Origin of the sequence: Acidovorax sacchari, assembly GCF_042847045.1 — a bacterium.
Taxonomy (GTDB): domain Bacteria; phylum Pseudomonadota; class Gammaproteobacteria; order Burkholderiales; family Burkholderiaceae_C; genus Paracidovorax; species Paracidovorax sacchari.
On record NZ_AP035783.1, the window covers coordinates 366,371 to 383,382 of the forward strand.

The 17,012-nt window shown below is 72.8% G+C and carries 15 protein-coding genes; 8 read left to right on the forward strand and 7 right to left on the reverse strand.

Going from position 1 to position 17,012, the window contains the following annotated elements; genetic code table 11:
• Window positions 1-6: 6 nt before the first annotated feature.
• Window positions 7-999, reverse strand: a complete 993-nt coding sequence (locus ACGHC0_RS01675) for a glycosyltransferase family 32 protein (protein WP_415267266.1) — start codon at window positions 997-999, stop codon at window positions 7-9.
• 186 nt (window positions 1,000-1,185) lie between these two features.
• Here ACGHC0_RS01675 and ACGHC0_RS01680 point away from each other — a divergent pair, with 186 nt between their 5' ends.
• From ACGHC0_RS01680 to ACGHC0_RS01695, 4 genes are read left to right on the forward strand one after another with little or no spacing between them, the layout of a single operon-like run.
• Window positions 1,186-2,487, forward strand: coding sequence for an O-antigen ligase family protein (locus ACGHC0_RS01680; RefSeq protein WP_368353737.1), 1,302 nt, complete (start codon window positions 1,186-1,188; stop codon window positions 2,485-2,487).
• 10 nt (window positions 2,488-2,497) lie between these two features.
• Complete coding sequence (locus tag ACGHC0_RS01685) at window positions 2,498-3,661, forward strand: glycosyltransferase (protein WP_415267267.1); 1,164 nt, start codon at window positions 2,498-2,500, stop codon at window positions 3,659-3,661.
• The gene (locus ACGHC0_RS01690; RefSeq protein WP_415267268.1) at window positions 3,658-4,719 is read left to right on the forward strand and encodes a glycosyltransferase family 2 protein; all 1,062 of its coding nucleotides are present in this window, start codon (window positions 3,658-3,660) and stop codon (window positions 4,717-4,719) included. Before ACGHC0_RS01685 ends, ACGHC0_RS01690 begins: the two co-directional genes overlap by 4 nt.
• On the forward strand, window positions 4,716-5,741 hold the full coding sequence (locus ACGHC0_RS01695; protein ID WP_368353740.1) for a glycosyltransferase family 32 protein: 1,026 nt from the start codon (window positions 4,716-4,718) through the stop codon (window positions 5,739-5,741). The genes ACGHC0_RS01690 and ACGHC0_RS01695 overlap by 4 nt, the downstream gene beginning before the upstream one ends.
• Here ACGHC0_RS01695 and ACGHC0_RS01700 read toward each other — a convergent pair.
• Both ACGHC0_RS01700 and ACGHC0_RS01705 read right to left on the reverse strand, forming a co-directional pair.
• On the reverse strand, window positions 5,719-6,816 hold the full coding sequence (locus ACGHC0_RS01700) for an NAD(P)H-dependent flavin oxidoreductase (RefSeq protein ID WP_415267269.1): 1,098 nt from the start codon (window positions 6,814-6,816) through the stop codon (window positions 5,719-5,721). The genes ACGHC0_RS01695 and ACGHC0_RS01700 overlap by 23 nt on opposite strands.
• A gap of 39 nt (window positions 6,817-6,855) precedes the next feature.
• A complete protein-coding gene (locus tag ACGHC0_RS01705; RefSeq protein ID WP_415267270.1) occupies window positions 6,856-7,740 on the reverse strand; it encodes a LysR family transcriptional regulator in 885 nt (294 codons plus the stop codon).
• A 70-nt stretch (window positions 7,741-7,810) separates the two neighbouring features.
• Here ACGHC0_RS01705 and ACGHC0_RS01710 point away from each other — a divergent pair, with 70 nt between their 5' ends.
• Window positions 7,811-9,091 (forward strand): YbfB/YjiJ family MFS transporter, encoded by a 1,281-nt coding sequence (locus ACGHC0_RS01710; RefSeq protein WP_368353743.1) that lies wholly within the window; start codon window positions 7,811-7,813, stop codon window positions 9,089-9,091.
• Window positions 9,092-9,119: 28 nt separating this feature from the next.
• Here the strand turns inward: ACGHC0_RS01710 and ACGHC0_RS01715 are convergent, their stop codons facing one another.
• From ACGHC0_RS01715 to ACGHC0_RS01725, 3 genes are all read right to left on the reverse strand, one after another.
• Window positions 9,120-10,364 (reverse strand): ATP-binding protein, encoded by a 1,245-nt coding sequence (locus ACGHC0_RS01715; RefSeq protein ID WP_415267271.1) that lies wholly within the window; start codon window positions 10,362-10,364, stop codon window positions 9,120-9,122.
• A gap of 18 nt (window positions 10,365-10,382) precedes the next feature.
• Complete coding sequence (locus tag ACGHC0_RS01720) at window positions 10,383-11,102, reverse strand: response regulator transcription factor (RefSeq protein ID WP_311234803.1); 720 nt, start codon at window positions 11,100-11,102, stop codon at window positions 10,383-10,385.
• A gap of 112 nt (window positions 11,103-11,214) precedes the next feature.
• On the reverse strand, window positions 11,215-12,576 hold the full coding sequence (locus ACGHC0_RS01725; RefSeq protein WP_415267272.1) for an AmpG family muropeptide MFS transporter: 1,362 nt from the start codon (window positions 12,574-12,576) through the stop codon (window positions 11,215-11,217).
• Between the two features lie 86 nt (window positions 12,577-12,662).
• Here ACGHC0_RS01725 and ACGHC0_RS01730 point away from each other — a divergent pair, with 86 nt between their 5' ends.
• From ACGHC0_RS01730 to ACGHC0_RS01740, 3 genes are all read left to right on the forward strand, one after another.
• Window positions 12,663-13,430, forward strand: coding sequence for a helix-turn-helix domain-containing protein (locus tag ACGHC0_RS01730; protein ID WP_368353745.1), 768 nt, complete (start codon window positions 12,663-12,665; stop codon window positions 13,428-13,430).
• Window positions 13,431-13,494: 64 nt separating this feature from the next.
• On the forward strand, window positions 13,495-14,460 hold the full coding sequence (locus tag ACGHC0_RS01735; protein ID WP_415267273.1) for a DMT family transporter: 966 nt from the start codon (window positions 13,495-13,497) through the stop codon (window positions 14,458-14,460).
• Between the two features lie 154 nt (window positions 14,461-14,614).
• Entirely contained in the window at window positions 14,615-15,469 is an 855-nt protein-coding gene (locus ACGHC0_RS01740; RefSeq protein WP_415268377.1) for a M48 family metallopeptidase, read from the forward strand.
• Window positions 15,470-15,490: 21 nt separating this feature from the next.
• On the opposite strand, the gene ACGHC0_RS01745 is transcribed toward ACGHC0_RS01740, so the two are convergent.
• A complete protein-coding gene (locus ACGHC0_RS01745; protein WP_415267274.1) occupies window positions 15,491-17,008 on the reverse strand; it encodes an SLC13 family permease in 1,518 nt (505 codons plus the stop codon).
• Between the last annotated feature and the right edge of the window lie 4 nt (window positions 17,009-17,012).

A 17,012-nucleotide genomic window follows, 5' to 3' on the forward strand; every position in this document is an offset into this window, starting at 1 on the left:
GTGCCCCTACGCTGCCGAGCCGTTCCCGGCGTGCGCAGGCGCGGTGCTGCCGCAGGCCTGTTGCCAGATGCTGCCGGCTGCCGGCCCGCCGTGCTGGGCGAGCAGCTCCGAGAAATGCCGGCGCTCGCCGCCGCGCAGCTTGATGAGCGGCGCCGGCGCCGGCTCGGCCTGCACCAGGCACAGCCGCGGATACAGCAAATACCACTTCCAGCGCAATGCCTGCTGGTAGAAGAATGCCGTGTCCTCCGCCTTGAAGAGCGCCAGCCGGAAGGCGTTGCCACGCCGCAGCACCTGCTGGGCGGCCACGTGGATCAGCAGATAGGCCGGGTCCGCGATGCCCTGCAGCCGTGCTGCCGCATCGTCCTGCCCTCGCAGCTGCGCCAGGTAGGCGTCGGTGCCGGCGGTGACCAGCGCGTGGTGGAATTCCTGCTGCCAGGCGGTCACGAAGGGCGCATGCGCGGGAGCGCCGAAAGCCCAGCTCTCGATCACCGGAAAGCGTTCGTCGTGCGTATAGCCGCCCAGGTAGAAACCCACGAATTCCGCGCCGCGCGACTGCCGCAGCGCGTCCATCCAGCGCAGCGGCTGCGTGAGCAGGATGGTGGCGTCGAGCCAGTAGCCGCCGTGGTGGCGCACCAGGTAGAGGCGCACCCAGTCCGACTGCTTGGTCGGATGCAGTTGCGCGAAGCCCGGCGGCAGGTCGCCGGCCGCCACGAAATCGCCGATGTTGCGGCGGTTGACCACCTGCACCTCGAAGTCCGGGCAGTGGATGCGCCAGTTGGCGATGCACTGGTCCACCAGCGGATCGGCGGTTTCGGTATCCCAATAGGTCCAAAGGCGTGGCGGGATCGGCTGGCCGGCCGCGGCGGGTGCAGCGCCGCGCCGGCCGTCGAACAGCACGGCCTGCGGCTGGCCGGGATAGCGGGTGCTGCCGCGGGGGCGCAGGCAGGTCACGAGGCGATAGGCCGCGCGCAGGGCGCGGGCAGAAATGCGAAGCGTCATGGAATACCGTGTCGGCCGGACTGCGCGGATGCGCGACGCCCGGCATTCTGGCACCGCGGCGCTGCGTTACGATCCGCCGCGGAGAGACCATCCGAATAAATATCCCGCGGCCGCGCCATTGCTCCATTGCGCAATGCATGCCGCCTTTTCCGTACCCGTGCCCGCGAAGCACGCCTTGCCCTTCCGATGACTCTCGCTGCCTTTTCCTCCCTGCTGGGGCCCGGCCCCTGGCCGCGCCGCCTCACGACGCTGGCCGCCTTCCTGGTGCCGGCCCTGGCGCTCACGCTGCCTTCCGGTTATTCATACGGGGCCGTGCTGCTCCTGCTCGGGGCCCTGGCCACGCTGCCCCGCTGGGTGCGCATGCGCCCCGACCGGGGGACCCTGGCCCTCGTCGCGGTGACCTTCGCGATGGGGCTGCTGTGGTGCGTAATGTCCGATCCGCGCGAAACCATGGGCCAGTGGGACCGTCCCGTCAAGTTCATGCTGGGCGCCGTCTGCGGGCTGTTCATCGCCTCGCAGCCGCCCAGGCCGCGCCCGCTGTTCTGGGGGCTGCTCGTGGGCTGTATCGGCGCGGGGCTGGTGGCGCTGTGGCAGGTGCATGTGCAGGGCGCGCTGCGGGCTTCCGGATTCCCGACAGGCCGCACGAACGCCATCCAGTGGGGCAACCTGGCGTTGCTGCTGGGTTCGATGCTGGCCCTGCAGCTGATCGTGCTGTGGCGCCAGCTTCCGCGCGCCGTGGCATGGCTGGCGGTCGTGGCCGCGCTCGGGGCCCTCAATGCCTCGGTGCTGTCGCAGTCGCGCGGAGGCTGGCTGGCGCTGCTGCTGGCGCTGCCCATCGGCCTGTGGCTGCTGCATCGCCTGCATCCGGGACGGATCACCGCTATCACCGCCGTGCTGGTCACCGCGCTGGCCGTGCTCACGGCCATGAACTGGGACGTGATGGAAAAGCGCTGGGAGCGGATGCAGGAAGAGGTGACGCAGTACGACACCCACGGCGAGGCCGACAACTCTGTCGGCCAGCGGCTGGAGCATTGGCGATTCGCCTGGAACGTGGGCATGGAGCGGCCCTGGACCGGCTGGGGCATGGCGGGCTACATGCAGGAAAAGGCCACGCGGGTGGCGGCGAAGCAATACGAGCCTTCCATCCTGGAATACATCTACGTCCACAATGAACTGCTGGACGTCTTCGTCAAGACCGGCGTCGGGGGCGTGGTCCTCCTGCTGTGCTTCTACGGCGTGCCGCTCGCGCTCTTCTGGCCCAGCCGCCGCCGCATGGCGGTGGTGGCCTCCGAGCCCGAGCCGGTGCGTGCCCAGGTGCTGGCGCTGCGGCTGTCGGGGGTGTGCATCCCGTTGCTCTATGCGGGCTTCGGGCTCACGCAGGTGTTTTTCGCGCACAACAGCGGCATCATGTTCTACATCTTCATGAACATGGTGACCTGGGCCGTCTTGCTGGGCATGCGCGCGCCGGTGGCGGGCGCCAGGGCATGAGCCCCGTGCCATGAGCGCGCGCACGCTCCACGCCGCTCCGGCCGCGGGCATGCCGTCCGCGCGGCGGCCGCGCGTGCTGCATTTCGTGACCGGCGGCTTCTCCGGTGCCACGCAGGTGGCCGTCGATCTGGTGCGCGCGCACGCGGGCTCCGGCCGTTTCGACGCCCTGCTGGCGCTGCGCTCCAAGCGCCGCACCACCACCCCCGAACGCGTTGCGGCGCTGCGGGCCGAAGGCATGGCGGTGGAACTGGTACCCGGCTGGGCGCATGCGGTCACCGTGTGGCAGCTGGCGGCGCTCTGCCGGCGCTGGCAGCCCGACATCCTGGTCGCGCACGGTTTCAGCGAGCACCTCTGGGGCCGCTATGCCGGCCTGCTCGCGGGCGTGCCCCGGCTGGTGCACGTGGAGCACAACTCCCGCGAGCGCTACACCGCCTGGCGCCTGGCGCAGGCGCGCTGGCTGGCGCGGCGCACGGCCGCCATCGTCGGGGTGTCCGAAGGCGTGCGCAGCACACTGCTGGAGCGCGGCTTCCCGGCGGAGCGCATCCATGCCATTCCCAACGGCGTACGGCTCGAGCCCTTCGCCCAGGCCGCCGCCCACCCCTTTGCCGCGCGCGAGCCCGGCATCGTGATGGCCGCCCGCTTCGCCCGCCAGAAGGACCATGCCACGCTGCTGCGCGCCGTGGCGCTGTTGCGCGATCGCGGCCTCACTCCGCCCGTGCGGCTGGCCGGTGGCGGCAAGGCCGGCGCGCGGCAGGCCGCCGAGCGGCTGGCGCGCGAATTGAACCTGCTGCCCCAGGTGCAGTTTATCGGCCACTGCGCCGACGTGCCGGGGCTGCTGATGGGCCAGCGGATCTGCGTGCTCTCCACGCATTACGAAGGCATGCCGCTGTCGCTTATCGAGGGCATGGCCGCCGGCTGCGCGGTGGTGGGCAGCCGCGTGGTGGGCGTGCAGGAAGTGATCGCGCCGGGACGCACGGGCCTGCTGGCCGAGCCGGGCGATGCCGCATCGCTGGCCGATGCGCTGGCGCTGCTGCTGACCGATGCCGAGGCCGCTGCCCGCATGGCTGCCGCCGCGCGCGCGGACGCCGTGGCGCATTACGGCCTGCCCACCATGACGGCGCGCTACGAAGCCCTCCTGGAGGGCCTGATGCGCGAGGCGCCCGCTGCACCATGACGCTCTCCGCATCCCCGATGGCAGCCCGCACGGCCGCTGCGCCCTGGCTCAGCGTGCTGGTGCCTGTCTTCAACGTGCGCGACTACCTGGCCGAATGCGTCGAATCCGTGCTGGCCCAGGCGCCGGCCGATGCGGGTGTCGAAGTGCTGCTGCTGGACGACTGCTCCACCGATGGCTCGGCCGAGGTCATGGCCGCCCTGGATGCCCGCTGGCCCGGCCGCCTGCGGCTGATGCACCACGGGCGCAATGCGGGCCTGAGCGCCGCGCGCAACACGATGATCGCCGCGGCGCGGGGCGACTACCTCTGGTTTCTCGACTCCGATGACAAGCTCCTGCCCGGCGCCATCGGGGGCTTGAGCGAAGTGGTGCGCCTGCATGCGCCCGACGCCGTGCTGTGCGACTTCGCCGTCTGGCGCGAGCGCCCGCGCCTGAAGCACCGCCTGCGCGGCGAAGGCCACCGCGGCAGCTTCGACGGCCCGCACGCCACGCTGCGCCCCGGCGGGCCGGAACTGCTGGCCGGGCTGCTGTCCACGGGGCAGCTGCATGCCTGGTCCAAGATCACGCGCCGCGCCCTCTGGCCGGATGCCGTGCGCTTTCCGGCCGGCCGGTACTTCGAGGACATGGCCACCATGCCGCTGGCGCTGCTGGGCGCACGCAGCTACTGGCACGCCCCCCGGCCCTGGGTGGCCTACCGCCAGCGCGGGGGCAGCATCCTGGCCACCATGACGCTGCCCAAGGCCCTGGACCAGTCCGCCGCACTGCGGGCTTTCAGCGAAGCGCTGCGAGGCCGGCCCGAAGCCGGGGACGCGGCGCTGCGCTTCGCCCTGGCCCACCAGAGCGCGCGCAACCTGACAGGCGCCATGCGCGTGGTGGCCCGCGCCGCCGGCCAGCCCGGCGCCGACCCGGCGGCGCTGGACGCCGCCGCCGACCGCATCCGTGCCGATTTCGCCGCCGTATCGCCCCTGCCGGCCGGTGCGCTGGCGCGCGCGTATCTGCAGCGCGGCTGGTGGCTGCGGCGCCTGAAACTCCTGCGCGCCCACGCGCTTCGCCAACGATGAACCTGCCTGCACTTCCCCGTCCCACGCTCAAGACGCATGGCGAACTCTGGCTGGCGCGCGGCCTGCGCTGGTTCTACGGCCTGTGGCCGCGCCGTCTCGAGGACTGTCCCCCGCCGCCGTTCGCGCTGCATGCGATCGCGCCTGCCCGGGGCATGCCGGCGGACCGGGAGGACGAGGCGGGGCGGCGCCCCATTCCGCGCGTCATCTGGGCCTACTGGAAAGGGGCCACTCCGCCGCTGCTGATCCAGCGCTGCTTCGCCAACTGGCGGCGCAACAGCCCGGGCTACGAGATCCGCCTGCTGGACGATGTCTCCGCCCGGGCGTGGCTGCCGGACATCCCGGCCGTGCTCGACGACGTGTCGCCCGCGAAGCGCGCCGACTGGATCCGCCTGGAACTGCTGCGGCTGCATGGCGGCATCTGGGTGGATGCCAGCACCATCCTCACGGCGCCGCTGGACTGGGTGCTGGCGCAGCAGGAGCGCACCCCGGCCGACTTCGTGGGCTTCTATCTCGGGCGCCATACCCGCGATGCCGCCTATCCGGTGGTGGAGAACTGGTTCATGGCGGCGCCCCCGGGCAGCCGCTTCATCGCCGACCTGCAGCAGGAGTTCACGACCCAGGTGATCCACCGCACGGGGCACGAATACATCGCCCACCTGCAATCCCTGGGCGTGTACGAGGAAGTGCGGCAGTACATCGATGCGCCGGACTACCTCAGCATGCACCTGGCGCTGCAGTTCATCCTGCGCGCGCGCGGCGGCTACCGGCTGGCGCTGGCCCGCGCGGAAGACGGGCCGTTCTACTATCACATGCTCGGGCGCTGGCAACGCACGCAACTCAAGCTGCGGCTGCTGTTCTCGCGGCCCGCGGGCGCGCTGCCGCCCCTCATCAAGCTGCGCGCGCCCGACCGCAGGCGGCTGGACGACTATCTGGCGCGGGGGCTCTACCTTCCGGACAGCATCGCCGCACGGCACCTGATGGCGGAGACCGGTCCCGCCGTCATGCCGGCGAGCCCGCGCTGACCCCGCCCGCCGCGGCCCGCCATTCGCTGGCCAGCAGCGCCACCAGTTCGCCCGCCGGCATCGGCCGCACCGCCGCCACGCCCTGGCCGGCCCACAGCGCCACCGCGTCGGCGCAGCCCCGGGCCGCGGCGGCCTTGCGCACCGGGCCCATCAGCGCGTTCTGCACCGGGTAGGCCGGCACGCTGCCTTCCCAGGGGGCGAGCCGCTCCATGGTGGCGTTGACGATGCCGCGCGCCGGCCGGCCCGAGAACACGCGGGTGAGGCGGGTGCTGGTCTCGCCCGCCCGGGCCAGCGCCGCCCGGTAGGCCGGGGCGATGGCCGACTCGGGGCAGGACAGGAAGGCCGTGCCCATCTGCGCACCTTCGGCGCCCAGGGCCTGCGCCGCGGCAATGCCGCGGCCGTCCATGATGGCGCCGGCCGCGATGACCGGAATGCGCAGCGCGTCCACGCATTGCGGCACCAGGGCCAGCGTGCTGACCTGGCTGGATTCGAAGTCGGCCAGGAAGGTGCCCCGGTGGCCGCCGGCCTCCAGTCCACTGGCGCAGACCGCATCGGCGCCCACGCCGGCCCAGGCACGGGCTTCCGCCACGGTGGTGGCGGTGCCGATGACGACGCAGCCCGCCGCCTGCAGCCGTTCCACCTGGCGCGCGTCGAGGATGCCGAAGGTGAAGCTGGCGACGGCCGGGCGGGCCTCTACCAGGGCCTCGAACTGCGCCGCGAAGTCTTCGCACCATTGCGCGGGCACGGCGGGCTCCAGGCCGAATTCCGCGTACAGCGGCGCCAGCCGGTCCAGCGCCTCGCGCACCGTGGCGGCGTCGGGCGAGGGGGTGTCCTGCACGAAGAGGTTCATGCCGAAGGGGCGGGCCGTGCGGCGGCGCACTTCGGCGGCGGCCTCGGCCATGGCGGTGGGCGAGCGCATGCCGCAGCCCAGCGTGCCCAGTCCACCGGCTTCGGACACGGCGGCGGCCAGGGCGGGCGTGTCGGCGCCGGTCATGGGGCCCTGCACGATGGGCAGGGCGATGCCCAGGCGGTCGAACAGCGGGGTGCGGCGGGGTGAAAGGGCCGTGGTCGGCATGGCGGGTCTCCGATGGATGGGAACAGGGTATGGCCGGGTTCAGGCGCCTGGCGGCAGGCCGGCAGGAGTGCCGCGCAGCGCGTCCAGCAGCGCATCCAGGGCCGGCGTGTGCCAGCCGCGCCGGCGCACCAGCACCGTCTCCCGGTCGGGCAGCGGCACCCAGCGCAGCGCAGGTGGCTCGCGCATCAGGTCGATGACGGACTGCGGCACCACGCCGGCGCAACGCCCCGCGGCCACGCAGGCCAGGATGGCGTGGTAGGAGGCCAGCTCCAGCACCTGGGGCGCGGCGCCGTGCCGCTGCGCGCGCATCCAGTCCTCGCCCATGCGGCGGTAGGTACAGCCGGGGCCGAAGGCGGCGAGCGTGTCCACCTGCAGGTCTCCGGGCCGCTCCACCGCCGGGTGGCCGGCAGGCAAGGCAACGAGCAGCGATTCGGTGAAGACGGGCGTGCGGTCCACCGGTGCCTCCGGGTCCACACCCGGCGGCGGCCAGGCGACCAGGGCGCAGTCGCTGGCGTGTGCCAGCACCTGGTCCACCAGGTCGCGCGACGCGCCGGTGCGCAGTTCCAGCTGCAGGCCGGGCCATCGGGCGTGCAGGCGGGCGAGGGGTGCCGGCAGGCGCGCGGCGGCGGTGCTCTCCATGGCGCCCAGGCGCAGCCGGCCCACGGGCGTGCCGGGGTGCAGGGCCTGGCGGGCTTCTTCGGCCAGCGCCAGCAGGCGGTCGGCATAGGCCACCAGCGAGGTCCCGGCCGGCGTGAGGGCCATGCGCCGCCCTTCGCGCACGAACAGTGTGGCGCCCAGCTGTTCCTCCAGTTGCTGCACCCGGGTGGTCACGTTCGACTGCACCCGGCCCAGCCGCTCGGCTGCACGCGTGACGCTGCCTTCGGCCGCGACGGCGCGAAAGATTTCCAGGGCGGACAGGTCCATGAAATTCTTTTTGAGAGATTGATTGTTTGAATAATAATCTGAAAAAGAGAATAAACAAGACGAGGCCCGCATGGCACCCGAAACCGTCCCGGCCGATACCCTGGCCAAGCCCCCCACCCTGGTGGACAACCCACTGGCGGTCGCCCTGGCCGGCATGGCCGCGCTCGGCGCCGCCATGGGCATCGGCCGCTTCGCCTTCACCCCGCTGCTGCCCATGATGCTGGGCGATGGCGTGCTCACCCTCGCGGGCGGAAGCTGGCTGGCCACGGTCAACTACGTGGGCTATCTGGTGGGTGCCCTGGCCTGCATGGCGCTGCCGTGGCTGGCGCCGGACGCGTTCCGCCCGTGGCAGGGAGCCCGGCTCACGCGCTGGGGGCTGGCGGCCACCGTGCTGCTGACGTGCGGCATGGCGCTGCCCCTGCCCGGCGCATGGCCGCTGCTGCGCGCGGCGGCGGGCGTTGCCAGCGCGGTGGTGTTCCTCAACGTGTCGTCCTGGTGCATGGCGCGGCTGGTGGCGATGGGGCAGCCGGCGCTGGGCGGACTGATTTTCTGCGGGCCGGGACTGGGCATCGTGCTGACGGGACTGTCGGGCAGCGCCATGGTTGCGGCGCACTGGCGGGCCGCCACGGCCTGGGCGGTCTTCGGGCTGCTTTGCGCGGTGCTGTGCGCGCTGGTCTGGCCGGTGGTGCGCGGGTCGGCGCGGCCTGCGGCGGGCGCGTCGGGGCCGGCTGCGGCGCAGGCTGCCGCTCCCGGGGCCCGCGGCGGCCGCTCCGCCCGTGCGCTGCTCACGCTGGCCTATGGGCTGGCGGGGCTGGGATATATCGTCACCGCCACGTTCCTGCCGGTGATCGCGCGCGGGGTGCTGCCGGCCGGATCGCCCTGGCCCGATCTGTTCTGGCCGGTGTTCGGCGCGGGCGTGGCGCTGGGCGCTGCGCTGTCCACCCGGACCCCGGCGGCCTGGGACCGGCGCTGGCTGCTGGCGGGCTGCTATGCGCTGCAGGCCTTCTCCATCGGCCTGGGCCTGGCATGGCCGGGCGTGCCCGGCTTCGCCCTGGGCAGCCTGCTGCTGGGGCTGCCTTTCACCGCCATCACGTTCTATGCGCTGCAGGAAGCGCGGCGCATCTGGCCGGCGGCGGGCGACAGCTTCGCGGGCCTGCTGACGGTAGCCTACGGCCTGGGCCAGATCGCCGGGCCGCCGCTGGTGGCCTGGGCGCTGCACCATGCGGCCACGCCGCGGCAGGGGTTCGCGCACGGCCTGGCGATGGCGGCCGGCGCGCTGTGCCTGGGGGCGGCGATGCTGGGCGCGATGGCGTGGCGGTGGCCGCCGGAGCCGCGGCCGGAAGGGGGCTGATGCGCAGCGCGGCGCGGACGGACGGAGGTCAGCCGGCGCGCGGCAGCCGCAGCACGAAGCAGGCGCCCTCCGCGCCGTCGGGACGGTCCGTGCAGTACACGCTGCCGTCGTGCCGCTCCGCGATGGAGCGCACCAGGGCCAGGCCCAGGCCGACGCCGCCCGAGCGTTCACTGGCGCCGGGCAGGCGATAGAAGGGCTCGAAGATACGTTCGCGCTGTGCCGGCGGCACGCCGGGGCCCTGGTCGCAGACGCTCACCTCCACGTGCGTCGCCGTGCTGCGCAGCGTGACGGTGATGTCGCCCTGGCTGTAGCGCCGGGCGTTCTCCAGCAGGTTGCGCAGCGCGCGGCGCAGCAGCTTGGCGATGCCGCGCACTTCCAGCGCATCGGCGGCGGTGCCGTCGGCGGCCTGCAGTTCGGCGTCCACGCGCACGCACTCCTCGGCGGCCAGGCCCATCAGGTCCACCGTTTCCACGGTGCCCATGTCGGCTTCGCGCGCGTCGAGGCGGCTGGCAAGGAGGATTTCGTCCACGAGCTGGTCCAGCTCGGCGATGTTGCGCAGGATCTCGGAGCGGAAGGCCGGCGACGGCGTGCTGCCCTGCATCAGTTCCAGCCCCATGCGGATGCGCGTGAGCGGCGAGCGCAGTTCGTGCGAGGCATTGGCGAGCAGCGATTTGTGCGACTTGACCAGCGTCTCGACGCGCGCGGCCGCGGCGTTGAACTGGCGGGCGAGGTCGGCCACTTCGTCCTGCCCGTGTTCGGGAACGCGCACCGACAGATCGCCCTCGCCGAAGCGCTGCACGCTGCGCTGCAGCGTCTCCAGCCGCTGCAGCAGGCGCCGGATGATGGGGAACACGCCTACCGCCACCGCGATGCCCACGATGCCCAGCATCCAGAGGAACCCGAAGGGCGGGCGCGTCCAGAACGCGACCTCGGGGCCGCCGCGGCGGTCGCGCTCGCCACCCGGCGGATGCATGCGCGGCGAAAACTGCAGCGTGTGCGGCATCTGGCCGTCTTCGCCTTCCACGCTGAACTCCAGCTTGCCCGGCGGCGCGCCCGCGGGGGGCGGCACGCGGATCGCGAGCCCGCGCAGCACCGTCTGGCCCGATGCGTCCAGCAGCACCACCTCGCGCGGCGGCGGCGCCGGCTGCGACAGCGCGTTCTGCTCTGCCGCGATGCGCCATGCCCAGCCCACCGCCAGCGTGAGCACCGCCATCCCGCCGACCACGGCGAGCCAGATGCGCAGGTAGAGGCGGCGGGAAAAGGGATTGGACATGGGATGGCTTCCGTGCCGTCAATCTTGCTGTTTTGCGAACACGTACCCGACACCGCGCACCGTGAGGATGCGGCGCGGGTTCTTGGGATCGGATTCGATCGCCGCGCGGATGCGGCCCATGTGCACGTCGATCGAGCGGTCGAAGGCCTCCAGCTCGCGGCCGCGCACGGCCTCCATGATCTGGTCGCGCGTGAGCACCCGGCCCGCGCGTTCGGCCAGCGCCACCAGCAGATCGAACTGGTAGGAGGTGAGGTCCGCCGGCTGGCCGCCGACGGTGACGGAGCGCGCGTCGCGGTCGATCTCCAGCGTGCCGAAGCGCATGGCCTGCGACGGTGCGGCGGGCCCGGTCTCGCGGCGGCGCAGGATGGCGCGGATGCGGGCCAGCAGCTCGCGCGGCTCGAAGGGTTTGGGCAGGTAGTCGTCGGCGCCCAGCTCCAGCCCGATGATGCGGTCCATGGGGTCGCCCTTGGCCGTCAGCATCAGCACCGGCACCTGGGCCGCGGCGCCCGGCAGCGAGCGGATGCGGCGGCACACGTCGAGCCCGTCCATGTCGGGCAGCATCAGGTCCAGGATCACCAGGTCGGGCAGCGCGCCGGCATCGCCGCCCTGCAGGCGGGCCATGCCGCTCTGGCCGTCGGCCATGTGGGTGACCTCCAGGCCCGACTGGCCGAGGTATTCGATGACCATCTGCGCGAGGCGGAAGTCGTCTTCGATCATCAACAGCTGGGCGGTACTCATGGCGTCTTTCGTCTTCTCCGCGGGGGGCGGATTCCCATGCTCGCCCCGGCGCATCTCGGGGCGTTGAAGTCTCCGTAAAGTTCAGGTAAACGCCGGCAGCGCCGCGGCCGGCTCACGCCGGCGGGCGGGCCTGCACGCGCGCGGCCAGCGCCACCAGCAGCAGCACGGGCAGCCCCAGCAGCGCGGTGGCCGCGAAGAACCCGGGGTAGCCGAAGGCATCCACGAACCGCCCCGAGAACCCCGCGATCCACTTGGGGAGCAGCAGCATCATGGAGCTGAACAGCGCGTACTGCGTGGCCGAATATTGCACATTCGTGAGCGCCGAGAGGTAGGCGATGAACGCGGCCGAGGCGATGCCGCCGGCCAGGTTGTCGGCCGACACCACCAGCACCAGCAGCGTCACGTCGTGCCCCTGCAGGCCCAGCCACGCGAACAGCAGGTTGCTCGCCGCGCTCAGCAGGGCGCCGAGCATCAGCACGCGCATCACGCCCACGCGCATCGACAGCACGCCGCCCACGAAGGCGCCGGCGAGCGTCATGAACACGCCGAACACCTTGGTGACGGCGGCCACCTCGTCCTTGGTGTAGCCCATGTCCACGTAGAACGGATTGGCCATGATGCCCATCACCACGTCGCTGATGCGGTAGACGGCGATCAGCGCCAGGATCAGCGCCGCCTGCCAGCGGTAGCGTGCGATGAAGTCCGCGAACGGATCGATCAGCGCGCCGCGCAGCCACTCGGCCGCGTTGCGCGCGGGCGGCAGCGGGCGCGGCGCGGGCTCGCGCGAGAGCAGCACCGTGAGCACGCCCACCAGCATGGATGCGGCCATCACCAGGTAGGCAGTGCGCCATGCGCCGGGCTGGTAGCCCGCGAGGCCGGGCACCTCGGCGCGCGCGGCCACCCACAGCACGCCGGCGCCCGCCCAGATCATCGCCAGCCGGTAGCCCGTCTGGTAGGTGGCGGCGAGCGCGGCCTGCCGGTCGGCATCGGCCGATTCGATGCGGAAGGCGTCGAGCGCGATGTCCTGCGTGGCCGAGCCGAAGGCCACCGCCAGCGCGCACCACACCATGGGTGCCAGCGCCGCGCGCGGATCGTTGAAGGCCATGCCCGCCAGGCCCGCCATCACCAGCGCCTGCGAGAACAGCAGCCAGCTGCGGCGCCGGCCCAGCGCGCGCGTGAGCAGCGGCAGCGGCATGCGGTCCACCAGCGGCGCCCACACCCATTTGAAGGCATAGGCGAGGCCCACCCAGCTGAGGTAGCCGATGGTGGTGCGGTCCACGCCCGCCTCGCGCAGCCAGAACGACAGCGTGCCCAGCACCAGCAGCAGCGGCAGGCCGGCAGAAAAGCCCAGGGCGAGCATGCGCAGGCTGGCAGGTTCGGCATAGACCTTCCAGGCGGCCCTCCAGGAACGGCGGGGCGGTGCTGGCACGGAGGGCGCGGACGATGGAGGCTCGGAGGGCTGCGTGGAGGTCATGGGCAAGGGCGTGGCCGTCCCCCGGGGCGGGGCGGCCGGGCGTGGCGGCATTATCGGGGCGGGCCGCCGGGCGTACCATGCGGGCCATGCTGCCGGGAACCCCCGCCTTCCTTTCCTGCACCCTGCGCCACTATGGCGGGGAGCACGCCGCGCATGCGCACGACCATGCGCAGGTGCTGGTCGGGCTGCAGGGGCGCATGGAGCTGGAGGTGGACGGCCGTTCGGCGTTCGTGGACGCCTCCTGCGGCATCCTGATACCCGCCGGTGCGCGGCACGGCTACCTGGCCTCGCCCGGGGCCCGCTTCTGCGTGGTCGATGCGGCGGCGCAACCGGGCATGGACCGGCTGCGCCGCTTCGCCGTGCCGGCCCCGGCGCGCGACGGCCTGGCGCGCGCCCTCGGAGGCGGGGCTGGAGGTGCACCCTCCCTGCCCTCGCTGCCCGGCGTGTGGAGTGCGCCCGTCGCGCACGGGGGGCAGGTGGCCGCCCACCTGGAAGCCCTGCTGGGCCGTGCGCCCCGCGTGCTGGCCCGCCGGGCGCTGCCGCTGGAGCGGCTGCAGCAGGCCGTGGAGGCTGCCCTGCACGAGCCCTGGCCCACGCCCCGCATGGCGGCCCTGTGCCACCTGAGCCCGCAGCGCTTCCATGCCCGCTGGCTGGAACTGACGGGGGCGACGCCCCAGGCCTGGCTGCGCGGGCTGCGCCTGGATGCTGCCGCGCAGCGCATCGCGCGCGGACAGCGGCTCGACGACGCGGCGCTGGCCTGCGGCTATGCCACGGGCACGGCGCTCGCGAGCGCGCTGCGCCGGGAGCGCGGCACCGGCGCCCGCGCGCTGCGCGGGGACGCGGGCAGGGACTGACGCACGGCGCACTTCGAGCGTTGCGCGACATCCGGCGGCCGCGCCGCGTGGCACGCTCGCGGCCATGTCCTCCCCATCGCCAGCGACTTCTTCCGTGACGCCATCTTCCGCCACCTCCCGGCTGCCGGCACCGTCCGCCGCCCGGGCGCCGCTGGGCATCGGCATGGTGCTGCTCGCTGCCGTGCTCTGGGGCACGACGGGCACGGCGCAGAGTCTTGCGCCTTCCGGCCTGGCGCCGGTGTGGGTGGGGGCGCTGCGGCTGCTGATCGCCAGCGCCTTCTTCGCGGCGCTGCTGCGGTGGCAGGGCGGCGCGCGCGGCCTGGGTGCGCTGCCCTGGCACGGCGTCCTGGCCGGCGGGGTCTGCGTGGCCGCCTACAACCTGAGCTTCTTCGCCGGGGTGAAGGCCTGCGGCGTGGCGCTGGGGACGGCGATCGCCATCGGCAGCGGCCCGGTCTGGGCCGGGCTGCTGCAGACCGTGGTGCAGCGCCGCTGGCCCGCGGCCGTGTGGTGGGTGGGCACGCTGCTCGGGGTGGCGGGCGGGGCCGCCATGGCGCTGGACGGCCGCACCAGCGTGCAGGCCCCGCCTGGCGGCATCGCGCTGTGCCTGCTGGCGGGCCTGTCGTACGCTGCCTATGCGCTCGTCAACCAGCGGCTGGTGGCCCGCGCCGCGCCAGGGGCGGTCAACCTGGCGGTGTTCGGCTCGGCCGCGCTGCTCTCCCTGCCGGCCGCCTTCGCCATCGCCGGGCCGCTCGCGGTGTCGGCGCGCACCTGGGGCGTGGTGCTGTACCTGGGCCTGGTGGCCACCGGCCTGGCCTACCTGCTGTTCACGCACGCGCTGCGGCACATCAGTGGCGCGACCGGCGTCACCCTCGCGCTGGCCGAGCCGGTCACCGCGTTCGCCCTGGCCGTGGCCGTGGTGGGGGAGTCGCCGTCCGCCATGGCCGTGTGGGGACTGGCGGGCGTGCTGGGCGGGCTGCTGATCGTGGTCTGGTCGGAGGTCCGCAGCCGCAAGGGGGCCGCTGCCGGGTGAAGGCGCGCCGCCTCCGGAACGCCGCTTCGGCTGCATGGACATTTGCGCGGGCGGCCTACAGCCGCGCTGCGGCATGCCGCACTAGACTCGCCCCATCATGCCGAACGATCACCCGACTTCCCCTTTCCCGGCCGTCGATGGGTCTCCGGCGGCCATGCCGCATTCCGATACCGGCTGCCGCTTCTGCACCGCCCTGCGCACCGGGCCCTGGAATGCGCGGCGGGGTTTCCTGCTCGCGGCCGGCGCGGCGGTGGCAGCCCCGGCGCTGGCCCAGGTGGACGTGGGCTCCGCCTCGCAGATGCGGCGCCTCGTGCCGGCCGAGCAGCTGGAGGCCGCCGCCGACCAGCAGTACGACCAGATGCTCGCCAAGGCCAAGGCCCAGCGCGCCCTCGCCGGCGATACGCACCCGCAGCTGGTGCGCCTGCGCGGCATCGGCCAGCGCCTCATCCCCTTCTCCGCGCAGTGGAACGACCGTGCGCGGCAGTGGAAGTGGGAAGTGAACCTGATCGGCAGCAAGCAGATCAACGCCTTCTGCATGCCGGGCGGCAAGATCGCCTTCTACACCGGCATCCTGGACCAGCTCAAGCTCACCGACGACGAAGCCGCCATGGTCATGGGCCACGAGATGGCGCATGCGCTGCGCGAGCACGCGCGCGCCCGCCTGGCCAAGACACAGGCCACGAGCATGGGCCTGTCGCTCGGCGCGCAGCTGCTGGGCCTGGGCGACCTGGGCAACGCGGCCGCGAACATCGGCACGCAGCTGATTTCGCTCAAGTTCAGCCGCAGCGACGAGACGGAGGCCGACCTCGTCGGCCTGGAGATGGCCGCCCGCGGCGGCTACAACCCCGAATCCGCCGTCACGCTCTGGCGCAAGATGGGCGAAGCCACGGGCAGCCAGGGCGGGCTCGCCTTCCTGTCCACGCACCCGAGCGGGCCGGACCGCATCCGCGAACTGGAGCAGAACGTGCCGCGCGTACAGGGCCTCTACCAGGCGGCGCGGCGCGGCTGAGCCCGCGCCACCTGCGCAGCGTCAGAGCACGCCCATCCACGGCCACAGCGTGGCCGACAGCAGCAGGATGAGCGCCAGGCCCGCCAGCGTCACCACCAGCCCGACCTTGGCGAACTGCAGCGTGCCGAACGCGCCCGTGCCGTAGCACAGCATGTTCTGCGGAGCGTTCGTCGGCAGGATGAAGCCGAACGACACCACGAAGCTCTGCACGAGCACGATGCCGAATGCCGTCTCCTTCGAGACCGGCAGTGTCTGCACGAAGGCGATGAAGATCGGGATCAGCGTGCTGGCCAGGCCCGTGGCGGAGGCGAAGCCCAGGTGCAGCACGATGCTGAACACCGCCAGCGCGCCGATCACCGACACCACCGGCAGGGCCGCGAGCCCCAGCTGGCCCAGCGTCTGCTGGGCCAGCCAGCCGGCCGCCCCGGTGCGCTGCAGCAGCGTGCCGAGCGAGATCGAGGCCGCGAACAGCACCACCGTGCCCCAGGGCACGAGCTTTTCTGCCTGTGCCCAGTGCATCACGCCGATGCGCGGCATGAGCAGCAGCGCGATGCCGAGTTGCGTCGTGGTGGTCGTGTCGAACGGGTGCAGCGTGCCTTCCGTGGACCAGAGCACGAGCAGCAGCAGCGCCACCGCGATCAGGCGCTTCTCCGGGGCGCTGACGGGCCCCAGCGCGCGCAGTTGCTCGCGCAGGTTGCCTGCGGCGTCTTCGGAATCGGGCACCTCGGGGCGCAGCAGCCACAGGGACACGAAGAACAGCACGACGGACATGCCGATGGTGAAGGGCAGGGCGGCCAGGAACCACTGTCCCCAGGTCACGCCGTGGCCGAAGGCGCCCTGCATGAAGTTCAGGCTGATGAGGTTCTGCGCCGCGCCCGTCTTCACCGCGATGTTGAAGATCGAGCAGGCCTGCGCCGTCACGATCATCAGCGTGGCGCCCAGGCTGCTGCCCACGGGCAGGCCGAGTGCCGCGGTGATTCCGACCATGATCGGTATCACCGCGCCCACGCGCGCCGTGGCCGAGGGAATGAACAATGCCAGCACGAAGCCCACCAGCATCGCGCCCAGCGTGAGCCGTGCCGGCGAAATGCCCACGCGGCTCATCACCAGCAGGGCCACGCGGCGGTCCAGCCCGGTGTGCTTGAGCGCCACGGCCAGGAACAGCGCGGCGGCCACCAGCAGCACGGCCGTGGACGAGAAGCCGCCCAGCATCACGGTGAGCGCATCGGCCGAGCCCATGGGTTTGGCGCCCGGCGTGAGGGACTTGCCCATCAGCCCCACCACCGCCATGCCGGTGAGCAGCACCGCGCTGTTGGCGGGCGAGACGCATTCGCTGATCCACAGCGTGACGACCAGCACCAGCAGCGCCAGGGCGACCTGGCCCGAGGGCGAAAGGCCGGCGGGAGCGGGCAGAGCCAGCACCAGGGCATACAGGCCCAGGGCGAGCAGCAGGTAGCCGAGCTTGCGGCGGGAATCGGGCTCGGGCTGCGAAGTGATCGGAGCGGCGGGGGAGGGCGGGGGGACGGGCGATGTCGTCATGGCG